Annotated in this window: 24 protein-coding genes; 20 read left to right on the top strand and 4 right to left on the bottom strand. The window is 73.7% G+C overall.

Translation table 11 applies throughout. The features are described 5' to 3' along the window. Positions 1-325 precede the first annotated feature (325 nt). Entirely contained in the window at positions 326-2,215 is a 1,890-nt protein-coding gene (locus tag QC029_RS23405; RefSeq protein ID WP_279557738.1) for a long-chain fatty acid--CoA ligase, read from the top strand. A gap of 232 nt (positions 2,216-2,447) precedes the next feature. On the opposite strand, the gene hemW is transcribed toward QC029_RS23405, so the two are convergent. The 3 genes from hemW to QC029_RS23420 form a co-directional block, all read right to left on the bottom strand. Then, the gene (hemW, locus tag QC029_RS23410; protein ID WP_279557739.1) at positions 2,448-3,680 is read right to left on the bottom strand and encodes a radical SAM family heme chaperone HemW; all 1,233 of its coding nucleotides are present in this window, start codon (positions 3,678-3,680) and stop codon (positions 2,448-2,450) included. 105 nt (positions 3,681-3,785) lie between these two features. Next, complete coding sequence (locus QC029_RS23415) at positions 3,786-4,631, bottom strand: DUF3097 domain-containing protein (protein WP_279557740.1); 846 nt, start codon at positions 4,629-4,631, stop codon at positions 3,786-3,788. A gap of 71 nt (positions 4,632-4,702) precedes the next feature. Then, complete coding sequence (locus QC029_RS23420; RefSeq protein ID WP_279557741.1) at positions 4,703-5,416, bottom strand: MBL fold metallo-hydrolase; 714 nt, start codon at positions 5,414-5,416, stop codon at positions 4,703-4,705. Between the two features lie 190 nt (positions 5,417-5,606). Between QC029_RS23420 and hrcA the strand changes: the two genes are divergently transcribed. The 16 genes from hrcA (at position 5,607) to QC029_RS23500 (ending at position 21,871) form a co-directional block, all read left to right on the top strand. Continuing rightward, the gene (hrcA, locus tag QC029_RS23425) at positions 5,607-6,623 is read left to right on the top strand and encodes a heat-inducible transcriptional repressor HrcA (protein WP_279557742.1); all 1,017 of its coding nucleotides are present in this window, start codon (positions 5,607-5,609) and stop codon (positions 6,621-6,623) included. Beyond that, positions 6,624-7,751: a molecular chaperone DnaJ gene (dnaJ, locus tag QC029_RS23430; RefSeq protein ID WP_279557743.1), complete on the top strand. Its 1,128-nt coding sequence runs from the start codon at positions 6,624-6,626 to the stop codon at positions 7,749-7,751. It abuts the gene before it with no gap. Positions 7,752-7,793: 42 nt separating this feature from the next. Beyond that, on the top strand, positions 7,794-8,894 hold the full coding sequence (locus QC029_RS23435; protein ID WP_279557744.1) for a nitronate monooxygenase: 1,101 nt from the start codon (positions 7,794-7,796) through the stop codon (positions 8,892-8,894). Then, on the top strand, positions 8,891-9,640 hold the full coding sequence (locus tag QC029_RS23440) for a 16S rRNA (uracil(1498)-N(3))-methyltransferase (RefSeq protein WP_279557745.1): 750 nt from the start codon (positions 8,891-8,893) through the stop codon (positions 9,638-9,640). Before QC029_RS23435 ends, QC029_RS23440 begins: the two co-directional genes overlap by 4 nt. 77 nt (positions 9,641-9,717) lie before the next feature. After that, on the top strand, positions 9,718-10,092 hold the full coding sequence (locus QC029_RS23445) for a histidine triad nucleotide-binding protein (RefSeq protein ID WP_279557746.1): 375 nt from the start codon (positions 9,718-9,720) through the stop codon (positions 10,090-10,092). Between the two features lie 5 nt (positions 10,093-10,097). Continuing rightward, on the top strand, positions 10,098-11,003 hold the full coding sequence (locus tag QC029_RS23450; protein ID WP_279557747.1) for a ribonuclease Z: 906 nt from the start codon (positions 10,098-10,100) through the stop codon (positions 11,001-11,003). Positions 11,004-11,235: 232 nt separating this feature from the next. Further along, positions 11,236-12,531: a glucarate dehydratase family protein gene (locus QC029_RS23455; protein WP_279557748.1), complete on the top strand. Its 1,296-nt coding sequence runs from the start codon at positions 11,236-11,238 to the stop codon at positions 12,529-12,531. 53 nt (positions 12,532-12,584) lie between these two features. Then, positions 12,585-13,655 carry a PfkB family carbohydrate kinase gene (locus QC029_RS23460; RefSeq protein ID WP_279557749.1) on the top strand — a complete coding sequence of 357 codons (1,071 nt, stop codon included), beginning with the start codon at positions 12,585-12,587 and terminating at the stop codon, positions 13,653-13,655. A 220-nt stretch (positions 13,656-13,875) separates the two neighbouring features. Further along, on the top strand, positions 13,876-14,904 hold the full coding sequence (locus QC029_RS23465) for a PhoH family protein (protein ID WP_279557750.1): 1,029 nt from the start codon (positions 13,876-13,878) through the stop codon (positions 14,902-14,904). A 21-nt stretch (positions 14,905-14,925) separates the two neighbouring features. Further along, entirely contained in the window at positions 14,926-15,423 is a 498-nt protein-coding gene (ybeY, locus tag QC029_RS23470; protein ID WP_279557751.1) for an rRNA maturation RNase YbeY, read from the top strand. After that, positions 15,420-16,790 (top strand): hemolysin family protein, encoded by a 1,371-nt coding sequence (locus tag QC029_RS23475; protein ID WP_279557752.1) that lies wholly within the window; start codon positions 15,420-15,422, stop codon positions 16,788-16,790. Before ybeY ends, QC029_RS23475 begins: the two co-directional genes overlap by 4 nt. 144 nt (positions 16,791-16,934) lie before the next feature. Further along, entirely contained in the window at positions 16,935-17,288 is a 354-nt protein-coding gene (locus QC029_RS23480; protein ID WP_279557753.1) for a cytidine deaminase, read from the top strand. Between the two features lie 331 nt (positions 17,289-17,619). Beyond that, positions 17,620-18,591, top strand: a complete 972-nt coding sequence (gene era, locus QC029_RS23485) for a GTPase Era (RefSeq protein ID WP_279557754.1) — start codon at positions 17,620-17,622, stop codon at positions 18,589-18,591. Positions 18,592-18,864: 273 nt separating this feature from the next. Next, on the top strand, positions 18,865-20,631 hold the full coding sequence (gene leuA / locus QC029_RS23490) for a 2-isopropylmalate synthase (protein ID WP_279557755.1): 1,767 nt from the start codon (positions 18,865-18,867) through the stop codon (positions 20,629-20,631). A 209-nt stretch (positions 20,632-20,840) separates the two neighbouring features. Next, the gene (locus QC029_RS23495) at positions 20,841-21,656 is read left to right on the top strand and encodes a helix-turn-helix transcriptional regulator (protein WP_279557756.1); all 816 of its coding nucleotides are present in this window, start codon (positions 20,841-20,843) and stop codon (positions 21,654-21,656) included. After that, positions 21,653-21,871, top strand: a complete 219-nt coding sequence (locus tag QC029_RS23500) for a DUF397 domain-containing protein (protein WP_279557757.1) — start codon at positions 21,653-21,655, stop codon at positions 21,869-21,871. The genes QC029_RS23495 and QC029_RS23500 overlap by 4 nt, the downstream gene beginning before the upstream one ends. Here the strand turns inward: QC029_RS23500 and QC029_RS23505 are convergent. Then, positions 21,861-22,796, bottom strand: a complete 936-nt coding sequence (locus QC029_RS23505) for an alpha/beta fold hydrolase (RefSeq protein WP_279557758.1) — start codon at positions 22,794-22,796, stop codon at positions 21,861-21,863. The two genes, QC029_RS23500 and QC029_RS23505, sit on opposite strands and share 11 nt — an antisense overlap. A gap of 286 nt (positions 22,797-23,082) precedes the next feature. Here QC029_RS23505 and QC029_RS23510 point away from each other — a divergent pair, with 286 nt between their 5' ends. The 3 genes from QC029_RS23510 to QC029_RS23520 all read left to right on the top strand — a co-directional run bounded on the left by QC029_RS23510 (position 23,083) and on the right by QC029_RS23520 (position 25,559). Further along, a complete protein-coding gene (locus QC029_RS23510; protein WP_279557759.1) occupies positions 23,083-23,775 on the top strand; it encodes a TerB family tellurite resistance protein in 693 nt (230 codons plus the stop codon). 97 nt (positions 23,776-23,872) lie between these two features. Beyond that, positions 23,873-24,622, top strand: a complete 750-nt coding sequence (gene recO, locus QC029_RS23515) for a DNA repair protein RecO (protein WP_279557760.1) — start codon at positions 23,873-23,875, stop codon at positions 24,620-24,622. Positions 24,623-24,713: 91 nt separating this feature from the next. Then, the gene (locus tag QC029_RS23520) at positions 24,714-25,559 is read left to right on the top strand and encodes an isoprenyl transferase (RefSeq protein WP_279557761.1); all 846 of its coding nucleotides are present in this window, start codon (positions 24,714-24,716) and stop codon (positions 25,557-25,559) included. Positions 25,560-25,567: the final 8 nt, after the last annotated feature.

Genomic DNA, 25,567 nt, shown 5'->3' on the forward strand with positions numbered 1-25,567 from the left:
CCCACCGCCCCGCGCGGGGCGGTGGGCGCCCTCACCCGTGTGGACCTGCCCGCGGGCACGTGGACAGACCGCGGGGTATGTGGGTATGTATCGCACAGGTCACGGCTTCACGTAGGCGATGCGCAAGCTCTTTCACGGTGAAGCCTTCCGTCCTAGGCTGACCACCCACTCGGTTGTTACTCGTGAGTCACCCAATACGCACAGGCCAGTACGTACAGCACGGAAGCGATCCACCCCTTCTCCACCCCTTCTCCACCCCCAGCACTCCCGGTAGACCGAGCCATGGAGCCACCCCCCTGCACCGTCGCGGGCCCCGGAGGATGTTGTGAGCGACCACCAGTCCCTGATCGAGAACCGTCCGCCCTCGGTGGCGAACCTCTTCCTGGAGCGCATCGAGGCGACACCGGAGGGCGAGGCGTACCGGTACCCCGTGCCCTCCGCCTCCGGTGAGGGACCCGATGAGTGGCGCTCCTACACCTGGGGGGAGGCGGCGCGGCGCGTCTTCTCGACCGCCGCGGGCCTGATGGACCTGGGGGTGAGGCCCGAGGAGCGGGTCGCCATCGCCTCCAACACCCGGGTCGACTGGATCCTGTGCGACCTGGGCGTGCTGTGCGCCGGGGCGGCCACCACGACCGTCTACCCCAGCACCAACGCCGAGGAGACCGCCTACATCCTCGCCGACTCCCAGAGCCGGGTGCTGATCGCCGAGGACGCCGAGCAGCTCGCCAAGGCGCGCGAGCGCCGTGCCGAACTGCCGGACCTCGCCCACGTCGTCGTCATCGAGGCGGAGGGCGCGGTGGCGGCCGAGGGCGACCCGGAGGGCTGGGTGCTCTCCCTGGACGAACTGCGCGAGCGCGGCGAGGCGTACCTGGAGCGGCACCCCGAGGTCGTCAAGGAGACCGTCGGGGCCCTGCGCTCGGACCAGCTCGCCACCCTGATCTACACCTCCGGCACCACCGGCCGCCCCAAGGGCGTACGGCTGCCGCACGACGCCTGGTCCTACATGGCCAAGGCCATCGCCGCGACCGAGCTGGTCCTGGCCGACGACGTGCAGTACCTGTGGCTGCCGCTGGCGCACGTCTTCGGCAAGGTGCTCACCGCGGCCCAGATCGAGGTGGGCCACGTCACGGCCGTGGACGGCCGGGTCGACAAGATCATCGAAAACCTCCCGGTCGTGCGGCCCACCTACATGGCCGCCGTGCCCCGGATCTTCGAGAAGGTCTACAACGGGGTCGCCGCCAAGGCGCGGGCCGGCGGCGGCGCCAAGTACAAGATCTTCAAGTGGGCCGCCGAGGTCGCGCGCGAGTACGCCAGGACCACCCAGGACAACTTCCGCCGCACCGGCACGGCCTCCGCGCCCACCGGCCTCAGGGTCAAGCACGCGATCGCCGACAAGCTCGTCTACGCCAAGCTGCGGGAGGCCTTCGGCGGCAGGCTGCGCGCCTGCGTCTCCGGCTCGGCGGCCCTGGCCCCGGAGATCGGCTACTTCTTCTCCGGCGCCGGCATCCACATCCTGGAGGGCTACGGCCTCACCGAGTCCAGCGCCGCCAGCTTCGTCAACCCCGGCGAGGCGTACCGCACCGGCACGGTCGGCAAGCCGCTGCCCGGCACCGAGGTGCGCATCGCCGAGGACGGCGAGATCCTGCTGCGCGGTCCCGGCATCATGCAGGGCTACCACAAGCTGCCGGAGAAGACCGAGGAGGTCCTGGAGTCCGACGGCTGGCTCCACACCGGCGACATCGGCGAGCTGTCGGAGGACGGCTACCTGCGGATCACCGACCGCAAGAAGGACCTGATCAAGACCTCGGGCGGCAAGTACATCGCCCCGGCCGAGGTGGAGGGCCAGTTCAAGGCGGTCTGCCCGTACGTCTCCAACATCCTGGTGCACGGCGCCGACCGCAACTACTGCACCGCGCTCATCGCGCTCGACGAGCCCACCATCATGGGCTGGGCCGAGGAGCACGGGCTGGGCGGGAGGAGCTACGCGGAGGTCGTCGGCTCCGACGAGGTGCACCGGCTCGTCGACGGCTACGTCCAGCGCCTCAACGCCGGCCTCCAGCGGTGGCAGACGATCAAGAAGTTCCGGATCCTGCCGCGCGACCTGGACATCGAGCACGGCGAGCTCACCCCGAGCCTGAAGCTGAAGCGGCCCGCGGTGGAGAGGGAGTTCGGCCACCTGATCGAGGAGATGTACGAGGGCGCCCGCGAGGTGTGAGGGCCGGGGCGGGGACGGCCCCGGCCCGCCCCCGCCCCGGCCGGCCCCCGCCGGGCACCACGGTGCGCGGCGGGGGCCGGCCGTCCGCGACGATGTGCCGGTGACCCGTCTCGTCGGCGTGCCGGTCCCGGCCTTCGGCGTCCCGGCCGCCCTGCCGATCCTCGCCGTGGCCGTCGGCGGTCGCCCTCCTCCTCGCGCCCCGCGCGGCGGGCGGGGCGGGGGCTGCGGCGGATCAGTCCACCAGGTCGCGGACCACCGCGTCGGCCAGCAGTCGGCCGCGCAGCGTCAGCGCCGCGCGCCCGCGCTCGTACGCCTCCGGACGCAGCAGCCCGTCCGCCAGCGCCCGCTCGGCGGCGCGCGCCCCGGCAGGGGCGAGGACGTCCAGCGGCACGCCGTCCACCAGCCGCAGCTCCAGCAGGATCCGCTCCACGCGCCGGTCCCCGGCGTCCAGCACCTCGCGGCCCACGCCCGGCGAGCGGCCCTCGGCGAGCGCCTGGGCGTACGCGCCGGGGTGCTTGGCGTTCCACCAGCGCACCCCGCCGACGTGGCTGTGCGCGCCCGGCCCGGCGCCCCACCAGTCGGCGCCGGTCCAGTACAGCTCGTTGTGGCGGCAGCGGGCGGCCTCCGAGACCGCCCAGTTCGACACCTCGTACCAGTCGAAGCCGGCGGCCGACAGCGTCTCCTCGGCGATCAGGTAGCGGTCGGCGTGCACGTCGTCGTCGGTCATCGGCACCTCGCCGCGCCGGATCCGGTGCGCGAGCCGCGTGCCGTCCTCCACGATCAGCGCGTACGCCGAGACGTGGTCGGGCCCGGCGCCGAGCGCGGCCTCCAGCGAGGCCCGCCAGTCGTCGTCGTCCTCGCCGGGCGTGCCGTAGATCAGGTCCAGGTTGACGTGCTCGAAGCCCGCCGCCCGGGCCTCGGCCACGCACGCCTCGGGCCGGCCGGGGGTGTGGGTGCGGTCCAGCACGGCCAGCACGTGCCGCCGGGCGCTCTGCATGCCGAAGGAGATCCGGTTGAAGCCCGCCTCGCGCAGCCGGGCCAGATAGGCCGGGTCGACGGACTCCGGGTTGGCCTCCGTGGTGATCTCCGCGCCGTCCGCCAGCCCGAACTCCTCGCGGACCGCGGCCAGCATCCGCCCCAGGTCGGCGGCGGGCAGCAGGGTCGGGGTGCCGCCGCCGACGAAGACCGTCTCCACCGGCCGCGGGTCGTCGCCGAGCACCTTGCGGGCCAGCCGCACCTCCTCGACCAGCGTCTCCGCGTAGTTCTCCCGCGAGGCGAGCGCACCGCCGGAGCCGCGCAGCTCGCTCGCGGTGTAGGTGTTGAAGTCGCAGTAGCCGCAGCGCGTCGCGCAGTACGGCACGTGCAGGTAGAAACCGAGCGGGCGCCGCGCCGCGTCCGCCAGGGCGTGCGCGGGCAGGGAACCGTCGGCGGGGACGGGCTCGCCGTCGGGCAGTGCGGAAGGCATGGGGTCCATTGTCCGGCATCGCGCCCCCGTCCGGCGGTGCACCCGGTGGCGCACCCAGCCGTGCACCCGGTGGCGCGCCCGGCGGCCCGTGCCCGGGCGGAGGGCTCACGGACCGGTGGGGCCGCCCACCGTGACGTGGTCGATCAGCCGCTCGACCGGACCGAGCAGTCCCGGTTCCAGATCCGTGTAGCTCCGCACGCTCCCCAGGATCCGCTTCCACGCCGCGCCGGTGTTCTCCGGCCAGCCCAGCGCCCGGCACACCCCCGTCTTCCAGTCCTGGCCGCGCGGCACCCGGGGCCATGCGCCGATGCCCAGCGCGGACGGCTTCACCGCCTCCCACACGTCGATGTACGGATGGCCGACCACCAGCACGTTCTCGTCGGTGACCCGGGCGGCGATCCGGGACTCCTTCGAACCGGGCACCAGGTGGTCCACCAGCACGCCCAGCCGGGCGTCCGGGGTGGGGCCGAAGGCCTCGACGACCGCCGGAAGGTCGTCCACGCCCTCCAGGTACTCCACGACCACGCCCTCGATCCGCAGGTCGTCGCCCCAGACCTTCTCCACCAGCTCCGCGTCGTGGCGTCCCTCCACGTAGATGCGCCCCGCCCGCGCCACCCGCGCGCGGGCGCCCGGCACGGCGACCGAGCCCGACGCCGTGCGCCGTGGCGCCCCGGGGGCGGGCGGCGCCACCGCCCGCGGCCGCACCAGGGTGACGACCTTCCCCTCCAGCAGGAAGCCGCGCGGCTCCATCGGGAAGACCCGGTGCCGGCCGAAGCGGTCCTCCAGGGTGACGGTGAAGCCCTGCGCCGTCTTCTCGCAGCGCACCACGGCCCCGCAGAAGCCGGTCGCGACCTCCTCCACCACCAGGTCCGGTTCGGCGGGCACCTCGGGCGCGGGCCTGTTCCGCTTCCAGGGAGGGGTCAGGTCGGGACCGTACTGTCTGCTGCGCATGCGGTCATTGTGTTACGCGAGCCCCGCCGCGAAACCCGCCGCGCCCCCCGCCGGGGAAGCCGCCGCGGCCGTCACACGACGCCGAAGCGCTCCGCCAGCGTGTCGCGCTGGGCGCGGACGAAGGCGGCGTCCACCACCGCGCCGTGGCCCGGCACGTACACCGCGTCCTCGCCGCCCAGGGCGAGCAGCCGGTCCAGCGCGGCGGGCCAGTGGACGGGATGGGAGTCCAGGCCCGCCTGCGGCTCGCCGGACTCCTCCACCAGATCGCCGCAGAAGACCACGTCCGGCCCGCCGGAGGCGCCGGGGACCACGACGGCCAGGTCGTGCGCGGTGTGCGCCGGGCCGACGTTGGCCAGGAGCACCTCCCGGCCGCCCAGCCGGACGGTCAGCTCGCCGGCCACCCGGTGGTGGGGGTGGACGAGCACGTCGACGGCCTCGGCCGCCTCGTCCGGGTCCATGCCGTGCCGTACGGCGTCCTCGCGCAGCCCGTCCCCGGAGTGCGCCAGCAGTTCCTCGATCCCCACCGCCCCGTAGACCTCCACCCCGGAGAAGGCCGCCGTCCCCAGGACGTGGTCGAAGTGCGGGTGGGTCAGCGCCACGTGGGTCACCGGCCGCCCGAAGCGCCCGAGCAGGTGCCGCCGGATCCGCGCGCCCTCGCCCAGCGTCGCTCCGGTGTCCACCACCAGCAGCCCCGTGTCGCCCGCGACGGCTCCGACCGTCTCGTCCCAGCCGGGCATGCGGCGGCGTACGACGCCAGGCGACAGCTCTTCCCAATCCGTCTCCATACCGCGACGCTAGCGCCATCGTGCGGGCGGTGCCCGCCGGGGATGTGGCGCGGATCGCCCCCCGGTCGGCCGCCGCCCTTGCCCTGGCCGTGGTCACCGGCCGTACACTGGCTCAGGGAAACTGGCACTCAAAGACCGAGAGTGCCAGGACAGAGGACCGGAGAGACGGCCGGACGGGAGGTGCGCCCAGGTGCTCAGCGAACGCAGACTCGAGGTCTTGCGCGCCATCGTCCAGGACTACGTCGGCACGCAGGAGCCCGTGGGCTCCAAGGCCCTGACCGAGAGGCACAACCTCCAGGTCTCCCCGGCCACCGTGCGCAACGACATGGCGGCCCTGGAGGACGAGGGGTACATCGCCCAGCCGCACACCAGCGCGGGCCGTATCCCCACCGACAAGGGGTACCGCCTGTTCGTCGACAAGCTGGCGGGCGTCAAGCCGCTCTCCAAGCCGGAGCGGCGGGCGATCCAGAACTTCCTGGAGGGCGCCGTCGACCTCGACGACGTCGTCAGCCGCACCGTGCGGCTGCTGGCCCAGCTCACCCGCCAGGTCGCCGTCGTCCAGTACCCCTCGCTGACCCGCTCGACCGTGCGCCACGTCGAGCTGCTCCTCCTCGCGCCCGCGCGTCTGATGCTCGTGCTGATCACGGACACCGGGCGGGTCGAGCAACGCGTGGTGGACTGCCCGGCCCCCATCTCCGAGTCGTCCCTGGCGGACCTGCGCGCCCGGCTCAACAGCCGGGTGGTGGGCGAGCGCTTCTCCGAGGTGCCCAAGCTGGTGCAGGACCTGCCGGAGTCCTTCGACCAGGACGACCGCGGCACGGTCTCGACCGTGCTCGCCACCCTCCTCGAGACACTGGTGGAGGAGACCGAGGAGCGGCTGATGATCGGCGGCACCGCCAATCTCACCCGCTTCGTGCACGACTTCCCGCTGACCATCCGGCCGGTGCTGGAGGCTCTGGAGGAGCAGGTCGTCCTGCTCAAGCTGCTGGGGGAGGCCAAGGACCCGGGCATGACGGTGCGAATCGGGCATGAGAATGTTCACGAAGGACTGACGTCCACATCGGTCGTCTCGGTCGGTTACGGTTCGGGCGACGAGGCGGTCGCCAAGCTCGGCGTGGTCGGGCCGACCCGCATGGACTACCCCGGAACGATGGGAGCGGTACGCGCAGTGGCACGTTACGTCGGACAGATCCTCGCGGAGTCGTAAGTGGCGACGGACTACTACGCGGTCCTGGGCGTGCAGCGCGATGCCTCGCAGGACGAGATCAAGAAGGCATTCCGCCGGCTCGCGCGCGAGCTGCACCCTGACGTCAATCCGGACCCGAAGACGCAGGAGCGGTTCAAGGAGATCAACACCGCCTACGAGGTGCTCTCCGATCCGCAGAAGAAGCAGATGTACGACCTCGGCGGCGACCCGATGGGCGGCGCGGGCCGGGGCGGCGGCTTCGGAGGGGGCTTCGGCAACTTCTCCGACATCATGGACGCCTTCTTCGGCACCGCCTCCCAGCGCGGGCCGAGGTCCCGCACGAGGCGCGGCCAGGACGCCATGATCCGGCTCGACATCGAGCTGAACGAGGCCGCCTTCGGCACCACCAAGGACATCCAGGTCGACACGGCGGTCGTCTGCACCACGTGCAGCGGCGAGGGAGCGGCCCCGGGCACCTCCGCGCAGACGTGCGACATGTGCCGCGGCCGGGGCGAGGTCTCGCAGGTCACCCGGTCCTTCCTGGGCCAGGTCATGACCTCGCGCCCCTGCCCGCAGTGCCAGGGCTTCGGCACGGTCGTGCCGACCCCGTGCCCGGAGTGCGCCGGGGACGGCCGGGTGCGGTCCCGGCGCAACCTGACGGTGAAGATCCCGGCCGGTGTCGACAACGGCACCCGCATCCAGCTCGCCGGCGAGGGCGAGGTCGGCCCGGGCGGCGGCCCGGCGGGCGACCTGTACGTCGAGATCCACGAGGTGCCGCACCCGGTCTTCCAGCGCCGCGGCGACGACCTGCACTGCACGGTCACCATCCCCATGACGGCGGCCGCGCTGGGCACCAAGGTCCCCCTGGAGACGCTGGACGGCCTGGAGGAGGTCGACATCCGGCCCGGCACCCAGTCCGGCCAGTCGGTCCCGCTCCACCAGCGCGGTGTGACGCACCTGCGCGGCGGCGGCCGGGGCGACCTGGTCGTCCACGTGGAGGTCCAGACGCCGAGCAAGCTGGACCCGGAGCAGGAGGAGCTGCTGCGCCGCCTGGCCAAGCTGCGGGGCGAGGAGCGGCCGCTGGGCCAGTTCCAGCCCGGGCAGCAGGGGCTGTTCTCGCGGCTGAAGGACGCGTTCAACGGGCGCTGAGGCGGGGCGGCCGGGGTCCGGAGGGCATGACAGGATGCCGTCATGTCCTCCGCGCTGACCACCCTGGCCTCCTGGTTGGAGCACCCCGTCGTACAGGCCCCCATGGCCGGGGGCGCGTCGTGCCCCGAGCTGGCCGCGGCCGTCTGCGAGTCCGGCGGGGTCGGCTTCCTCGCCGCCGGGCTCAACTCCCCCGCAGCGATGCGCCGGGAGATCGGGCGGCTGCGGGAGCTGACCGGCCGGCCCTTCGGCGTCAACCTCTTCGTGCCCCCGCCCGCCGGCGGCCCGGACACCGGGGCCGCCGTGGAGGCGTACCGCGAACGGCTCGCGGGCGAGGCCGCCCGGTACGGGACCGAACTCGGGGAGACGGAGACCGGCCGGAGCGGCCACGACGCGTACGAGGCCAAGCTGGCGGCCCTGCTGGACGATCCGGTGCCGCTCGTCTCCTTCACCTTCGGCTGCCCGCCGCGCGGGGTCCTGGCGGAGCTGGCCGGGGCGGGCACCCTCACCGCGGTCACCGTCACCTCCGCGGCCGAGGCGCGCGCCGCCGAGGAGGCGGGGGCCGGCGTCCTGTGCGTCCAGGGCGTCGAGGCCGGCGGCCACCAGGGCACGCACCGCGACGACCCCGCGGCCGACCGCCCGGGAGCCGGGACCGGCCTGCTGACGCTGCTGGCACAGGTCCGCGCCGGGGCGACCGCGCCGCTGATCGCCGCGGGCGGGCTGATGCGCGGTGAGCAGATCGCCGCCGTGCTGGCCGCCGGAGCGGTCGCCGCGCAGCTCGGCACGGCGTTCCTGGCGTGTCCGGAGTCCGGTGCGCACGAGCTGCACAAGCGGGCGCTCACCGACCCCGCGTTCACCCGCACCGAACTGACCCGCGCCTTCACCGGCCGCCCGGCGCGCGGTCTGGTCAACCGCTTCATGACCGAGCACGGGGCGCACGCCCCCGCCGCGTACCCCCAGGTGCAGCAGCTCACCGCGCCGCTGCGCCGGGCCGCCGCGGCGGCGGGCGATCCGCAGGCCCTGCCGCTGTGGGCCGGACAGGGCCACCGGCTGGCGCGCCCGCTGCCCGCCGCCGAACTGGTCGCCGCGCTGGCCGGGGAGCTGGCCGCGGCCCGCGCGGCGCTCACCGCCGGGAGGGCCCGGTGACCGCCCCCGTCTTCCTCGCCGAGACCGCCTCCCTCGCCTCGGCCGCGCCCGGCGCCGTGCTGACGCTGGAGGGGCCCGAGGGCCGGCACGCCGTGGCGGTACGGCGGCTGCGCGTGGGCGAGGAGATCGTCCTCACCGACGGCGCGGGCACCGGCGCCTTCGGCACCGTCGCGGCCGTCGGGGGCAGGGACCGGCTGAAGGTCTCCGTCCGGGAGGTGCGCACCGATCCGGAGCCGCGCCCGCGGATCACCGTCGTCCAGGCGCTGCCCAAGGGCGACCGCGGCGAGCTGGCCGTGGAGACGATGACCGAGACGGGCGTGGACGCGATCGTGCCCTGGTCGGCGGCGCGCTGCGTCACGCAGTGGCGGGGCGAGCGCGGCGAGAAGGCGCTGCGCAAGTGGCGCGCCACCGCGCGCGAGGCGGGCAAGCAGTCGCGCAGGCTGCGCTTCCCGGAGGTCGCCGGGCCGGCCACCACCCGGCAGCTCCTCCCGCTGCTGTCCTCGGCCGCCTTCGCCGCCGTCCTCCACGAGGAGGGCTCGGAGCCGCTGGCGACCGCCGACCTGCCCGCCGGGGGCGAACTGGTGCTCGTCGTCGGCCCGGAGGGCGGGGTGGCGCCGGAGGAGCTGGAGGCGTTCGCGGAGGCGGGCGCGCGCCCGTACCGGCTGGGCCCGAGCGTGCTGCGCACCTCCACGGCGGGTACGGCCGCGGCGGCACTGCTGCTGGGACGCACCGGCCGCTGGTCATGATCCCCGGCCCCCGGGCCGGGGTACGATCTGCGTCGCGTACCGACCGATCGAACCCATCCACAGCGGGAGGCGCCACCGTGGCGGAAGAACCGCAGGCGGACTGCCTGTTCTGCAAGATCGTCGCGGGGGACGTCCCGGCGACGGTCGTCCACGAGACCGACACCACGCTCGCCTTCCGGGACATCAACCCGCAGGCGCCCACTCATGTGCTGGTGATCCCCAAGGAGCACCACCCCGACGCCGCCGCGCTGGCCGCCGCCGCCCCCGAGCTGGCCGCCGACGTGCTGCGCGCGGCGGGCGAGGTCGCGGCACAGGAGAACATCGCCCCGCCCGGGGGCGCCACCGTCGGCTACCGGATCGTGTTCAACACCGGCGCGGGCGCCGGGCAGACCGTCTGGCACGCGCACGCCCACGTCCTGGGCGGACGCGGCCTCGACTGGCCTCCCGGATAAGTCCGTTGTCCGTACGCGAGCTGGTCGTGCTGGGCACCGCGAGCCAGGTGCCCACGCGCCGGCGCAACCACAACGGCTACGTCCTGCGCTGGGACGGCGAGGCGCTCCTGTTCGATCCCGGCGAGGGCACCCAGCGCCAGATGCTCCGCGCGGGCGTGGCCGCCCACGACCTCACCCGGCTGTGCGTCACCCACTTCCACGGCGACCACTGCCTGGGCCTGGCCGGGGTCGTCCAGCGCATCAACCTCGACCGGGTGCCGCACCCGGTCACGGCGCACTACCCGGGCAGCGGGCAGCGCTTCTTCGACCGCCTGCGGTACGCCACCGCCTACCGCGAGACGGTCGAGCTGCGCGAGGAGCCGGTCACCGGGGAGGGCACGCTGGCCGAGACCGGCGCGTACACCCTCCAGGCGCGGCGCCTGTCCCATCCGGTGGAGTCCTACGGCTACCGCCTGGTCGAGCCCGACGGGCGCCGGATGCTGCCCGAGCGGCTCGCCGCCCACGGCATCGCGGGCCCGGACGTCGGCCGCATCCAGCGCGAGGGCGGGCTGCGCGGCGTCACCCTCGACGAAGTGAGCGAGACCCGGCCCGGGCAGCGCTTCGCCTTCGTGATGGACACCCGGCTGTGCGACGGGGTGTACGCGCTCGCCGAGGGCTGCGACCTGCTGGTCATCGAGGCCACCTTCCTCGACGCGGAGGCGGCCCTGGCCGAGGAGTACGGCCACCTCACCGCCGGCCAGGCCGCCTCCGTCGCGGCGGAGGCGGGGGTGCGGCACCTGGTGCTGACGCACTTCTCGCAGCGCTACGACGACCCGGCCGAGTTCGCCCGGCAGGCCCGGGCGGCGGGGTTCGCCGGGGAGCTGACCGTGGCCGAGGACCTGATGCGGGTACCGGTGCCCCGGCGGCGCTGACCGCCGCCCTTCGCCCCCGCTCCGCAGCCCGCAGCACTCCCCGCCCTCGCGCGGGCGGGCCGGCGCGCGCCCTTCCGGAAACACGCGGGCACCCTTGACGCCCCTCCCCGCCGTACCTAGTCTCCGTCTCCGCACATGGACAGGGTTCACACACGAGAACGGACCGTCGGCGGGGCGGCATCGGCTCCCGCTCGCCCGCCGCCGTCGGCCCCGACCCGACAGGAGTCGCCCGATGAAGGACCTGACCGTCACCGAAGTGCGCCTGACCCCGATCCTCGTCGCCGACCCGCCCCTGCTCAACACCCAGGGCGTCCACCAGCCGTACACCCCGCGCCTGATCGTCGAGGTGGTCACGGCGGGCGGCGTCACCGGGCTGGGGGAGACCTACGGGGACACCGAGTACCTGGAGCCGGCGCGGTCCCTCGCCCGGCGGCTGCCCGGGCACCCGGTCAGCGACCTGAACGGGCTGTTCGCCCTCGCCGACGCCGTCCCCCTGGACGGCCACCGGACGGGCGGCTCGGTGGACGTCGGCGGGCTGCGCGGTGTCCGGACCGCCGACAAGCTGCGGCTGTCGGTCGTCTCCGGCTTCGAGGTGGCCTGCCTGGACGCCCTGGGCAAGGCGCTGGAGCTGCCCGTGCACGCCCTGCTCGGCGGGAAGGTGCGCGATCGGGTCGAGTACAGCGCCTACCTGTTCTACCGCTGGGCCGCGCACCCCGCCGGCGTGGCGGGCGAGGCGGACGACTGGGGCGCGGCCCTCGACCCGGACGGGATCGTCGCCCAGGCCCGCCGCTTCGTCCGCGACCACGGTTTCGGCTCCTTCAAGCTCAAGGGCGGCGTCCTGCCGCCCGAGGAGGAGGTCGCCGCCGTCCGGGCGCTCGCCGAGGCCTTCCCCGGCAGCCCCCTGCGCCTGGACCCCAACGGCGCCTGGTCGGTGGAGACCGCGCTGAGGGTCGCGGCCGAACTGCGCGACGTACTGGAGTACCTGGAGGACCCGGTCACCGGCACGCCCGCGATGGCCGAGGTCGCCGCGCGGGCCGGAGGTCTGCCGCTGGCCACCAACATGTGCGTGACCACCTTCCCGGAGATCGCCGAGGCGTTCACCGCCGGCGCCGTCCAGGTGCTGCTCAGCGACCACCACTACTGGGGAGGGCTGCGCAACACCCAGCAACTGGCCGCGGTCTGCCGCGCCTTCGGCGTCGGGGTGTCCATGCACTCCAACACCCACCTGGGCATCAGCCTCGCCGCCATGACCCACGTCGCCGCCACCGTCCCCGGCCTGGACCACGCGTGCGACACCCACTACCCCTGGCAGACCGAGGACGTGCTCACCGAGCGCATCGCGTTCTCCGAAGGCGCCGTCACCGTCCCCGACGCCCCCGGCCTGGGCGTCGCCCTGGACCGCGACCGCCTCGGCGCCCTCCACCGCCGCTGGCTGGAGGACGACGGCTCGATGCGCGACCGGGACGACGCCGCCGCCATGCGCCGGGCCGACCCGCACTGGACGGCCCCCTCCGTACCGCGCTGGTGACCCCGTCCGCAACCCGCCGGTGGCCTTCCGCGCCGATCGTGCACACTGGCCGCATGCTCGACCCGCTCGCCGCGCTCCGCACCCCCGACGACCCGCCCTGCGACGTCTACCTCACCGGGAACGTCTTCCTGGACATCATCTTCACGGGCCTGGACTCGGCGCCGGTGCGCGGCACCGAGTCCTGGGCGCGGGGCATGGGGTCGAGCCCCGGCGGCGTCGCCAACATGGCCACCGCCCTGGCCCGGCTCGGCCTGCGCACCTCGCTCGCCGCCGCCTTCGGGGACGACGTGTACGGCGAGTACTGCTGGGAGGCGCTGGAGCGCGGCGAGGGCATCGACCTGTCGCCGTCGCGCACCGTGCCCGGCTGGCACTCGCCCGTCACCGTCTCGATGGCCTACGAGGGAGAGCGGACGATGGTCTCCCACGGGCACGAGGCCCCGCCCTCCGGGGAGCCCGCGTCCGGCGACCCGCCCGCCGCCCGCGCCTGCGTCGCCTCCCTCCAGCCCGGCGCCCGCCAGGAGTGGATCGCCGGGGCGGCCCGGGCCGGCAGCCGGGTCTTCGCCGACGTCGGCTGGGACGAGACCGGCCGCTGGGACCCGGCCGACCTCGCCGACCTGGAGCACTGCGAGGCGTTCCTGCCCAACGCCGGGGAGGCGATGCGCTACACCCGCGCCGACTGCCCCCGCGCCGCGGCCCGCCGCCTCGCCGACCGCGTGCCGCTGGCCGTGGTCACCATGGGCGCGGAGGGGGCCGTCGCGGTGGACGGCTCCACCGGCGAGACCGCCGAGGTGCCGGCCATCGCCGTGGAGGCGCTGGACCCCACCGGCGCCGGGGACGTGTTCGTGGCGGGCTTCGTCACCGGCACCCTGGCGGGCTGGCCGCTGGCCGACCGGCTCGCCTTCGCCGGGCTGACCGCCGCCCTGTCGGTGCAGGAGTTCGGCGGCTCGCTGTCGGCGCCCGGCTGGGCCGAGATCGCCGCCTGGTGGCAGCACGTGCGCGACTTCGACGACCAGGACCCGGCCGCCCTGCGCCGCTACGCCTTCCTGGACGCCCTGCTGCCCGGCTGCGCCCGGCCCTGGCCGCTGCGCCGCGCCGTGCCGACCATCGGCTTCCGCCGCCCGTGAGCCCGCCGGGGCCCCGGCCGCAACCCCGCCGCACCCCCCGGCTGCAACCCCACCGCAACCCGGCTGCACCCCTGCCGTACCCCCCGCCGTACCCCCGGTGAGGCCCCCGGCGGCGATCCGGCGGACAAATCCCTACTGACCTGTCAGCGTCACGTCGTACCCTGGACGTCCAGGCGCACCGCAGCGACAGAGAGGGACGCGCAGGCCACAGAGCCGGCCCATGACTCAGACACAGACAGACCAGGCACGGTCCACCCCAGAGAGTGCCCGTTTCACCGTCCCGGCCAAGCACCCGATGGTGACGGTGCTGGGCTCCGGCGACTCCCTCCTCCGCGTTATCGAGAAGGCCTTCCCGGCCACGGACATCCACGTGCGCGGCAACGAGATCACCGCGACCGGCGAGGCGGCCGAGGTCGCCCTCGTCCAGCGGCTGTTCGACGAGATGATGCTGGTGCTGCGCACCGGCCAGCCACTGACGGAGGACGCGGTGGAACGATCGATCGCCATGCTCCGCGACGCCGAGGGCGGCGCCACGGAGACGCCGGCCGAGGTGCTCACGCAGAACATCCTGTCCAACCGAGGCCGCACGATCCGTCCCAAGACGCTCAACCAGAAGCGCTACGTGGACGCGATCGACCAGCACACCGTCGTCTTCGGCATCGGCCCGGCGGGCACCGGCAAGACCTACCTCGCCATGGCCAAGGCGGTGCAGGCCCTGCAGTCCAAGCAGGTCACCCGCATCATCCTGACCCGGCCCGCCGTCGAGGCGGGGGAGCGGCTGGGCTTCCTGCCCGGCACGCTCTACGAGAAGATCGACCCGTACCTGCGGCCGCTGTACGACGCGCTGCACGACATGCTCGACCCCGACTCGATCCCGCGCCTGATGGCCGCCGGGACGATCGAGGTCGCGCCGCTGGCGTACATGCGCGGCCGGACGCTCAACGACGCGTTCATCATCCTGGACGAGGCGCAGAACACGAACCCCGAGCAGATGAAGATGTTCCTCACCCGGCTCGGCTTCGACTCCAAGATCGTCATCACCGGTGACGTCACGCAGGTCGACCTGCCCGGCGGCACCAGGAGCGGTCTGCGCCAGGTGCAGGAGATCCTCGAGGGCGTGGAGGACGTCCACTTCTCGCGGCTCACCAGCACCGACGTCGTCCGGCACAAGCTGGTCGGCCGTATCGTCGACGCGTACGAGCGCTACGACGACCGCAACGGCACGACCAACGGCAGTGACCGCACGTAACGGAAAGCAACCGCCACCCACATGTCGATCGACGTCAACAACGAGTCCGGCCGCGAGATCGACGAGCGGGCGATCCTCGACATCGCCCGCTACGCCCTCGCCCGGATGCGCATCCACCCGCTGTCGGAGCTGTCGGTGATCGCCGTCGACACCGACGCCATGGAGCAGCTCCACCGGCAGTGGATGGACCTCCCCGGCCCGACCGATGTGATGTCCTTCCCCATGGACGAACTGCGGCCGCCCTCCAAGGACGACGACGAGCCGCCGCAGGGCCTCCTCGGCGACATCGTGCTCTGCCCCGAGGTCGCCGCGAAGCAGGGCGCCGAGGCCCCGACGGAGCACTCCATGGACGAGGAGCTGCAACTGCTCACCGTCCACGGAGTGCTCCACCTGCTCGGCTACGACCACGAGACGCCCGGCGAGCGGGCCGAGATGTTCGGCCTCCAGGCGGCGATCGTCGACGGCTGGCGCGCCGAGCGCGGCCTGACAGGGCCCTCCCCGGCCCCGACGATCACGTGAGCGCCCAGCTGATCGCCGCCGCGGTCCTGCTGGTCGGCCTCGCCTGGCTGGCCGCCTGCGCCGAGGCGGGCCTGGCCAGCACCACCAGCTACCGCGCCGAGGAGGCCGTGCGCTCCGGGCGGCGCGGCAGCGCCAGGCTGGCCGCCGTCGCCGCCGACCCCACCCGGTACCTCAACCTCGCCCTGCTGCTGCGCGTCACCGCCGAGATGTCGGCCGGGGTCCTGGTCACCTACGGTTTCCTGCACACCTTCGACACCACCTGGCAGGCGCTGGCCGCCGCCGGCGGCGTGATGGTGCTCGTCTCCTACGTCGCCGTCGGCGTCTCGCCGCGCACCATCGGCCGCCAGCACCCGCTGAACACCGCCACGGCCGCCGCGTACGTCCTGCTGCCGCTGGCCCGGGTGCTCGGCCCGCTGCCGCAGCTGCTGATCCTCCTGGGCAACGCGCTGACCCCGGGCAAGGGCTTCCGCAAGGGCCCGTTCGCCACCGAGGCCGAGCTGCGGGCCATGGTGGACCTGGCCGGGCAGGAGGCGCTGATCGAGGACGAGGAGCGCCGCATGGTGCACTCGGTCTTCGAGCTGGGCGACACCCTGGTGCGCGAGGTGATGGTGCCGCGCACCGAACTGGTCTCCATCGAGCGCTTCAAGACCGTCCGCCAGGCGCTCACCCTGGCCCTGCGCTCGGGCTTCTCCCGCATCCCGGTGACCGGGGAGAGCGAGGACGACGTCGTCGGCATCGTCTACCTCAAGGACCTCTCCCGGAAGGTCCACATCAACCGCGAGGCCGAGAACGACCTGGTCTCCACGGCCATGCGGCCGGCCGCCTTCGTCCCCGACACCAAGAACGCGGGCGACCTGCTGCGCGAGATGCAGAAGGACCGCAACCACGTCGCCGTCGTGATCGACGAGTACGGCGGCACCGCCGGGATCGTCACCATCGAGGACATCCTGGAGGAGATCGTCGGCGAGATCACCGACGAGTACGACCGGGAGCTGCCGCCCATCGAGGAGCTGGACGACGGCCGGCACCGGGTCACCGCCCGCCTCGACCTGGGCGACCTGGGGGAGCTGTACGACCTGGACCTGGAGGACGAGGACGTGGAGACGGTCGGCGGTCTGCTGGCCAAGCTCCTGGGCCGCGTCCCCATCGCGGGCGCCACGGCCGTGGTGGACGTCTCCGAGAGGCGCGGCGACCGCCCCGGCGGCCAGCACGGCGGCCACCACGGCGATCCCGCGCTGCGCGGCCTGCGCCTGACCGCCGAGTCCCCGGCGGGCCGCCGCAACCGCATCGTCACGGTCCTGGTCGAACCGGTCCGCGCCCCCGAGCCGGAGCCGGCGGACCGGGCGGCGGCCGAGACCGGCGGCTGACGGGCCCGTTCCGGCCGCGCGGACGGCGGGGCACGACGGGCGGCGGCGGGCAGCCCGTCACCGCCCCGGCACCAGGCGCCGGCGGCCTTCCGGAACCGCTCACTCCCGCCCCCTCCCGCGCTGCGAGCGCATATGCTCACCCATATGACCGAAGCCGCCGACCTGGCTCCCGAAGACCGCAAGATCGTCACCCTCGCGCGCAGCGCGCGGGCCCGCAACGCCGTGCCCGAGGGGGCGGCCGTACGCGACGAGACCGGCCGTACGTACGTGGCGGGGACGGTCGCGCTGAAGTCGCTCGGACTGAGCGCGCTGCAGACGGCCGTCGCCATGGCGGTGGCGTCCGGGGCCAAGTCCCTGGAGGCCGCGGCCGTGGTCTCCGAGGCGTCCGCCGTGCCCTCCGCCGACCTCGCCGCCGTCCACGACCTGGGCGGCCCGGCCACCCCCGTCCTGCTGGCGGGTCCCGACGGCACGGTGCGCTCCACCGTCACCGCGGGCTGAGAGGCGTCCGCCGGGGCGTTCACTCCGGGACCGGGGTGAACGCCCCCGCGGACTCCGCCGCATCCCGGCGCGGGCCGTCCGCGCGCCGGACGACCGCCGGCCCGGCACGGACCGGGCACGGGACGGCGCCGAGGCCCGCCCCTTCCCCGCCTCCCGCTCCTTCGGCGCGCTCGCGGTGACCGCCGAGCCGGGGCGCGCGGCCACGCCGGGCGGCCCCAGCGCGCCCCGGCCCGGGTGGGGGAGGCGCTGGAGGGCTTCGCCCCCGAGGGCGCGGGTCCGCTCCCCGCCCGAGGCCGCGGGCGGTGCGGGGGCACTCCGCCGATCGGGGAGAATGGCCACCATGAGCGACCGTTCCCCCTCCGCCCGACCCGAGACGCAGCCGGAGTCCGCGCCGCACCGCGCGGGTTTCGCCTGCTTCGTCGGCCGCCCCAACGCGGGCAAGTCGACCCTCACCAACGCCCTGGTGGGAACGAAGGTCGCGATCACCTCCAACCGCCCGCAGACCACCCGCCACACCGTGCGCGGCATCGTCCACCGGCCCGACGCGCAGCTCGTGCTCGTGGACACCCCCGGTCTGCACAAGCCGCGCACCCTGCTCGGCGAGCGCCTCAACGACGTGGTGCGCACCACCTGGGCCGAGGTCGACGTGATCGGCTTCTGCCTGCCGGCCGACCAGAAGATCGGCCCCGGCGACCGCTTCATCGCCAAGGAGCTGGCGACCCTGAAGCGCACCCCGAAGGTCGCGATCGTCACCAAGACCGACCTGGTGGACTCCAAGGCCCTGGCCGAGCAGCTCGTCGCCGTCGACCGGCTCGGCGGGGAACTGGGCGTCGAGTGGGCCGAGATCGTCCCCGTCTCGGCCACCGCGGGCGACCAGGTGGGCCTGCTGGCCGACCTGCTCGTCCCCCTCCTCCCCGAGGGACCGCAGCTCTACCCGGACGGCGACCTCACCGACGAGCCCGAGCAGGTCATGGTCGCCGAACTGATCCGCGAGGCCGCGCTGGAGGGCGTACGCGACGAGCTGCCGCACTCCATCGCCGTCGTGGTCGAGGAGATGGGCCCGCGCGAGGGCCGCCCGGCGGACCGGCCGCTGCTGGACATCCACGCCAACGTCTTCATCGAGCGGCCCAGCCAGAAGGGCATCGTCATCGGCCCCAAGGGCAGCCGGCTCAAGGAGGTCGGCACCAAGTCCCGCAAGCAGATCGAGGCGCTGCTGGGCACGCCCGTCTTCCTCGACCTGCACGTCAAGGTCGCCAAGGACTGGCAGCGCGACCCCAAGCAGCTGCGCAGGCTGGGCTTCTAGCACGAGGGCCGTACGGGGACGGGCGGGCCGGCGCGTGGGCGCCGGCCCGTGCTCACCCATGTGAGTTCTCGCATACTGATACACGCCGCCACGCACCGTCCGCCTCGGTTACGCTGACTCGCATCATGCGTTTTGGGCTGCTTCTCCTTAGCTGCCGCGGCGAGGGCCTGTAGTCATACGGCCGACCCCCTCCCCGCGGAGACCGGTGCTGCCGCCGTCGGCCCCTTCGGAAAGCTTCCGAAGCCCCTCGCCCTCCCCAGGAGCCCAGCCCACATGAGCAGTGATTCCTCCCGCGTCGGACGCCCCACGCCCATCACCGCCTCCACGGTGACCCAGAAGCCGTCCGGCATGCCGATCCACCGCTACCGCGGCTACGACGCCGTCGACCTGCCCGACCGCACCTGGCCCGAGAAGCGGATCACGAAGGCGCCCCGCTGGCTCTCCACCGACCTGCGCGACGGCAACCAGGCGCTGATCGACCCGATGTCGCCCGCCCGCAAGCGCGAGATGTTCGACCTGCTGGTACGCATGGGCTACAAGGAGATCGAGGTCGGCTTCCCCTCCTCCGGCCAGACCGACTTCGACTTCGTGCGCTCCATCATCGAGGAGGGCGCGATCCCCGAGGACGTGACGATCTCGGTGCTGACCCAGGCCCGCGAGGACCTGATCGAGCGCACCGTGCAGTCCCTGGTCGGCGCCCACCGCGCCACCGTCCACCTGTACAACGCCACCGCGCCGGTCTTCCGCCGCGTGGTCTTCCGCGGCTCCAGGGACGACGTCCGGCAGATCGCGGTGGACGGCACCCGGCTGGTGGTGGAGTACGCCGAGAAGCTGCTGGGCGACGAGACCGTCTTCGGCTACCAGTACAGCCCGGAGATCTTCACCGACACCGAGCTGGACTTCGCCCTGGAGGTCTGCGAGTCCGTCATGGACGTCTGGCAGCCCGAGGAGGGCCGCGAGATCATCCTGAACCTGCCGGCCACCGTCGAGCGTTCCACGCCCTCCACCCACGCCGACCGCTTCGAGTGGATGTCGCGGAACCTGTCGCGGCGGGAGTTCATCTGCCTGTCCACCCACCCGCACAACGACCGCGGCACCGCCGTCGCCGCCGCCGAGCTGGCCGTCATGGCCGGTGCGGACCGCGTGGAGGGCTGCCTGTTCGGGCAGGGCGAGCGCACCGGCAACGTCGACCTGGTCACCCTGGGCATGAACCTGTTCAGCCAGGGCATCGACCCGCAGATCGACTTCAGCCAGATCGACGAGATCCGCCGCACCGCCGAGTACTGCAACCAGATGGAGGTCCACCCGCGCCACCCGTACGCGGGCGACCTGGTCTACACCGCCTTCTCCGGCTCCCACCAGGACGCCATCAAGAAGGGCTTCGAGGCGATGGAGGCCGCCGCGGCCGAGCGGGGCAGGCCGGTGGACGAGATCGAGTGGGCCGTGCCGTACCTGCCCATCGACCCCAAGGACGTCGGCCGCTCCTACGAGGCGGTCATCCGCGTCAACTCCCAGTCCGGCAAGGGCGGCGTCGCCTACGTGCTGAAGAACGAGCACAAGCTGGACCTGCCGCGCCGGATGCAGATCGAGTTCTCGAGGATCATCCAGGCCAAGACCGACGCCGAGGGCGGCGAGGTCACCCCGCAGCAGATCTGGTCGGTCTTCCGCGACGAGTACCTGCCCAACCCCGAGGACCCCTGGGGCCGCATCCAGGTCCGGGAGGGCCAGACGACGACCGACAAGGACGGCGTGGACACCCTCACCGTCGAGGCGGCCGTCGACGGCGTGGAGACCGTGCTGACCGGCAGCGGCAACGGCCCGATCTCGGCCTTCTTCGCGGCGCTGGACGGCATCGGCATCGACGCCCGGCTGCTGGACTACCAGGAGCACACGATGAGCGAGGGCGCCTCCGCGCAGGCCGCCTCGTACATCGAGTGCGCCATCGACGGCAAGGTGCTGTGGGGCATCGGCATCGACCCCAACACCACCCGCGCCTCCCTGAAGGCGATCGTCTCCGCGGTCAACCGGGCCTTCCGCTGACGCTGACGGCCATGTGAGCGGAAGGCGCCCCCGCCGCCGCTCCCGCCGCCCCCGTACGCGCCGCCCCCGCCGGACCACCGTCCGGCGGGGGCGGAGCCGTTCCCGGCCGTGTACGCGTCCGTACGCGTTCCTGTACGCGGTGCGCGCCGTAACGGCACAGGAGGCGGCCGGGTTAGCCGGTGGAGAGCCTGCGAACGGGGTGGAGCCACATGAGTGAGCAGATCGACTACGGGGCGACGACGCTCAGGTACTTCGGCGGCCAGATGAAGCTGTTCCGCAACCGGGCGGGCCTGTCCCGCGCGGAACTCGGTGACCGGACCGGGTACTCGGAGGCGACGGTCGCCTCCATCGAGCAGGGGCGGCGGATGCCGCAACAGGAGTTCGTGGAGAAGACCGACCGGATCCTGGGCGCGGACGGGCTGCTGCGGGCCGGCCTGCCGTACCTGCTCCAGTCCCGGTACCCGACGTGGTTCCGGGACTTCGCCCTGCTGGAAGCGGACGCGGTGAGCCTGTATTCGTACGAGAACCACGCAGTGCCAGGGCTGTTGCAGACGGAGGAGCACGTACGCGCGGTGATCTCGGCCCGATGCCCGCCTTTGAACAGGGAGGAGATCGAGAACCGCATCGCCGCCCGAGTCGACCGGCAGAAACTCCTGGAACGCGAACCGTGCTGCGTCCTGGGCTTCGTGGTCGAGGAGGTCGTGCTGCGACGCCCCATCGGGGGGAGGGAGGTGCACAGAGGACAGCTTCGGCGACTGCTGGAGTGCGCGGAGATGCGCAACGTCTCGGTACAGATCATGCCGACCCGGCGTGAGACGCACATGGGCCTGGACGGCCCCTTCGCCCTGCTGGAAACTCCGGACGGCCGCAACGTGGCCTACTCCGAGGGACAGAGCGGGAGCTTCCTCGTCTCTGACCGGAAACGAGTGAGTGTGCTCGCACAGCGGTATGGAATCATCCGGGCGCAGGCTTTGCCTCCGGAAGAATCCGCACACCTCATCGAGCAGGCGGCAGGAGAGACATGAGCATCGAGCAGACTCCGTGCGCTACCGCAGAGCCGGGATGGTTCAAGAGCAGCTACAGCGGCAACGAGGGCGGCAACTGCGTCGAGGTCGCCACCGGCCCCGGCGCCGTCCACGTACGCGACTCCAAGGACAGGGAGGGCGGGACGCTCGCCTTCGCCCCGGCGGCGTGGAACGCGTTCACCGGCCTCGCCGCGGAGGCGGCCGTCACGGAGTGAGACCGGCCGGGCCGCCGCCCGTACGGAGAGCCCGCCGCAGCCGCTCCAGCAGGGTGCGCAGGATCTCCCCGGCGTGCGTCCACAGCACCGCGCCCCCGATGCCGGGGACGACGTGGCGCACGGCGCCGGGGACGCGGTCGGCCAGGCCCGCGCCGCGGTCGGGGGAGTGGCCGGTGTCCTCCTCGCCGTACCAGAGGTCCACCGGCACCGCGACGCGCGAGGGATCGAGCCCGTGGGCGCGCCAGCGGCCCATGGCCAGGGCGGTGTCGCGGGCGTACCCGCCCGCTCCCCGCGCGAAGCCCTCCTCCAGGGCGCGCCGGTAGGCGGCGGCGAAGGCGGGCTGCCGGTAGACCGCCAGATCGCACTCCGGGCTGCCCGCCATGACCATGTCCCACATTGCCCGCGGGGTGAAGGAGGCGAAGATCCTCTCGGCGGCGGCCGGATCGGCGACGGCGGTGCGGACCAGCCGCCGCAGTTCCTCCGGGAGCACGCCGTCGAACCGCGGCTCGGCGACCTCGTCCGCCCCGGAGACCACCGCGAGCGCCGCCACCACGCCCCGCTCGGCGCAGGCGAGGGCGAACGGAGCGCCCTGGGAGTTGCCCACCATGGCGGGCCGTCCCAGGCCCCGCCCGGCGGCGAACGCGCGGACGTCCTCGGCGAAGTCGGCGAAGGTGCGCCCGGGGAGCGGGCCGGAGGCGCCGAGGCCGGGCCGGTCGAGCGAGATCAGCCGCACCCCCAGCTCCCCGACCTCCCCGGCGCCGAACCCCAGCCGCCGGCTGGTGCCCGCGCCCGGGCAGAACAGCACGGGGACGCCGTCCTCGGGCCCCCACTCCGCCCAGCCCAGCGGTCTCCCGTCGGGAAGCCGCTCCTCCCCCGCGCGCTCCGGGTCGGCGACACCTGTGACGTCTGCTCCTACGGGCTCCACGGGCGCCATCCTGCTGGTCCGGGCCGCCCGCCCGCGACCCCTTTCCCCGGCCGCCGGGCATCCCGTCGGGCATCCCGTCGGGCACCCCGTCGTGTAGCCGTCGGCATCCCGTCGGCACTGTGCTTTCGCAGCGGTTTCCGCCCGGCCGACGGGCGCTCCGGGACCCCGCTGACCTGCGCGTACACCGCTCCACCCGGCCCGCAAGGGCCGTACGGGGAAGCCATGAGTGCCTTCCGGGGTACTGACGGCACCTCATGAATGTGGTTAACATCACGCCCACGCGGCAATGGCGCTGGAGCGTGACGGAGGTACGGCAGTGGTGCACTCCCGGAGCCGGGACGGCCGGAGACTGCGGGTGGCGGGTGTCCGTACGGCATGGCACACGGTCGACGACGGCGAGTTCTTCTGTCCCTCCTGCGGCGGCGACCGCAACTACAGGCGCCGCACCGGGCGCCGCCGCCTGGTCGTGCTCGGCGTCCCCGTGCTGCCGCGCGGCGAGGCCGGTCCCGTGCTGGAGTGCGCCGCCTGCGGCGGGCACTTCGGCACCGACGCCCTCGACCACCCCACCACCACCCGGCTGGGCGCCATGCTCCGCGACGCCGTGCACACCGTCGCGCTGGCCGTGCTCGCGGTGGGCGGTTCGGAGTCCCGGGCGGCCCGTGAGGCGGCCGTGGAGGGCATCCGGGCCGCCGGCTTCACCGGATGCTCCGAGGAGCAGCTGATCACCCTGCTGGCGGCGGTCGGCTCCGACAGCGTCACGATGGAGATCGAGCTGCACGAGGCCCTGGCACCGCTCGCCCCGCACCTCGCCGGTCCCGGCCGCGAGGGCCTGCTGCTCCAGGGCGCCCGCATCGCCCTCGCCGACGGCCCGTACACCCCCGGCGAGCGCAGGACGCTGACCTCTGTCGGGCGGACCCTGCAGCTGTGCGGCGAGGACACCGAGCGCCTGCTGGACGCCGCCCGCACCACCCCCTCCTGAGACCCCCTCCCGACCGACCTTCCCGACCTCCCCGGACCTCTCCCGACCGCTTCCCGACCCGTCTCCCCGCCGGGGTCCGGTGGGGGACAATGGGGGAATGAGTCTGTTCCGCGACGACGGCGTGGTCCTGCGCACCCAGAAGCTGGGCGAGGCCGACCGCATCATCACGCTGCTCACGCGCGGACACGGGCGGGTGCGGGCGGTGGCCCGGGGGGTGCGGCGCACCAAGTCGAAGTTCGGGGCGCGGCTGGAGCCGTTCTCCCACGTCGACATCCAGTTCTTCGCGCGCGGCAGCGACCTGGTCGGCCGCGGCCTGCCGCTGTGCACCCAGACCGAGACCATCGCGCCGTACGGCCGGAACATCGTGACCGACTACGCCCGCTACACCGCCGGGACGGCCATGCTGGAGACGGCCGAGCGGTTCACCGACCACGAGGGCGAGCCGAACGTCCAGCAGTACCTGCTGCTGATCGGCGGCCTGCGCACCCTCGCCGCGGGCGAGCACAGTCCGGCCCTGGTGCTGGACGCCTTCCTGCTGCGCTCCCTGGCCGTCGGCGGCTACGCGCCCAGCTTCGACGACTGCGCCCAGTGCGGGCTGCCGGGCCCCAACCGGTTCTTCTCCGTCGCCGCCGGCGGCGTGGTGTGCGCCGACTGCCGCAGGCCGGGCAGCGTCGTGCCCTCCCCCGAGGCGCTGCGGCTGCTGGGCGCGCTGCTGACGGGCGACTGGGCGACCGCCGACGCCGCCGAGGCCCGGCACGTGCGCGAGGGCGGCGGCCTGGTCTCGGCGTACCTGCACTGGCACCTGGAGCGCGGCCTGCGCTCGCTGCGCTACGTCGAGAAGACCTGAGGAGAGCCGACCGGCTACGCTCCCCGTAACCCTGCCCCGTCCTTACCCAGGCGCGGCCTTCCCCGGCCCCGCCCGACTGGAGATGAACCGCATGGCACGGCGCGGAATGCTGTCCCGGCAGCGTCGCGAGTACCTCACCCCCGAACCGCACCCCTCCGGCGCGCGCCCGCCGCGGATCCCCGCCGACCTGGTGCCGAACCACGTGGCGATCGTCATGGACGGCAACGGCCGCTGGGCCAAGCAGCGCGGGCTGCCGCGCACCGAGGGGCACAAGGTCGGCGAGGGCGTCGTCATGGACGTGCTCAAGGGCTGCCTGGAGATGGGCGTCAAGAACCTCTCCCTGTACGCCTTCTCCACCGAGAACTGGAAGCGCTCCCCCGAGGAGGTGCGCTTCCTGATGAACTTCAACCGCGACGTCATCCGCCGCCGGCGCGACGAGATGGACGCGCTCGGCATCCGCATCCGCTGGGTCGGCCGGATGCCCAAGCTGTGGAAGTCGGTCGTCCAGGAGCTCCAGGTGGCGCAGGAGCAGACCGTCGGCAACGACGCCATGACGCTGTACTTCTGCGTCAACTACGGCGGCCGGGCCGAGATCGCCGACGCGGCGGCGGCCATCGCGGCGGACGTGCGGGCCGGGCGGCTGGACCCGTCGAAGGTGAACGAGAAGACCGTCGCGAGGTACCTGTACTACCCGGACATGCCGGACGTGGACCTCTTCGTGCGGCCCTCGGGCGAGCAGCGCACGTCCAACTACCTGATCTGGCAGAGCGCCTACGCCGAGATGGTCTTCCAGGACGTGCTGTGGCCGGACTTCGACCGCCGCAACCTGTGGGACGCCTGCCTGGAGTACGCCCGCCGCGACCGCCGCTTCGGCGGGGCGGAGCCCGTCGCGCCCGGGGCCGCGCCCCGGGAGGAGACCGTGCCGCCGCAGGCCTGAGCACGCGC

This window comes from Streptomyces sp. DH37 (assembly GCF_029813835.1).
Classification (GTDB): domain Bacteria; phylum Actinomycetota; class Actinomycetes; order Streptomycetales; family Streptomycetaceae; genus Streptomyces.

Coding starts and splice junctions, on each gene's coding strand:
- hemW (WP_279557739.1), bottom strand. CDS start 3,680: ATGCCTTCCGCACTGCCCGACGGCGAGCCCGTCCCCGCCGACGGTTCC.
- QC029_RS23415 (WP_279557740.1), bottom strand. CDS start 4,631: ATGCGCAGCAGACAGTACGGTCCCGACCTGACCCCTCCCTGGAAGCGG.
- QC029_RS23420 (WP_279557741.1), bottom strand. CDS start 5,416: ATGGAGACGGATTGGGAAGAGCTGTCGCCTGGCGTCGTACGCCGCCGC.
- QC029_RS23435 (WP_279557744.1), top strand. CDS start 7,794: ATGTCCTCCGCGCTGACCACCCTGGCCTCCTGGTTGGAGCACCCCGTC.
- QC029_RS23455 (WP_279557748.1), top strand. CDS start 11,236: ATGAAGGACCTGACCGTCACCGAAGTGCGCCTGACCCCGATCCTCGTC.
- QC029_RS23460 (WP_279557749.1), top strand. CDS start 12,585: ATGCTCGACCCGCTCGCCGCGCTCCGCACCCCCGACGACCCGCCCTGC.
- QC029_RS23465 (WP_279557750.1), top strand. CDS start 13,876: ATGACTCAGACACAGACAGACCAGGCACGGTCCACCCCAGAGAGTGCC.
- ybeY (WP_279557751.1), top strand. CDS start 14,926: ATGTCGATCGACGTCAACAACGAGTCCGGCCGCGAGATCGACGAGCGG.
- QC029_RS23480 (WP_279557753.1), top strand. CDS start 16,935: ATGACCGAAGCCGCCGACCTGGCTCCCGAAGACCGCAAGATCGTCACC.
- era (WP_279557754.1), top strand. CDS start 17,620: ATGGCCACCATGAGCGACCGTTCCCCCTCCGCCCGACCCGAGACGCAG.
- leuA (WP_279557755.1), top strand. CDS start 18,865: ATGAGCAGTGATTCCTCCCGCGTCGGACGCCCCACGCCCATCACCGCC.
- QC029_RS23495 (WP_279557756.1), top strand. CDS start 20,841: ATGAGTGAGCAGATCGACTACGGGGCGACGACGCTCAGGTACTTCGGC.
- QC029_RS23500 (WP_279557757.1), top strand. CDS start 21,653: ATGAGCATCGAGCAGACTCCGTGCGCTACCGCAGAGCCGGGATGGTTC.
- QC029_RS23510 (WP_279557759.1), top strand. CDS start 23,083: ATGGCGCTGGAGCGTGACGGAGGTACGGCAGTGGTGCACTCCCGGAGC.
- recO (WP_279557760.1), top strand. CDS start 23,873: ATGAGTCTGTTCCGCGACGACGGCGTGGTCCTGCGCACCCAGAAGCTG.
- QC029_RS23520 (WP_279557761.1), top strand. CDS start 24,714: ATGGCACGGCGCGGAATGCTGTCCCGGCAGCGTCGCGAGTACCTCACC.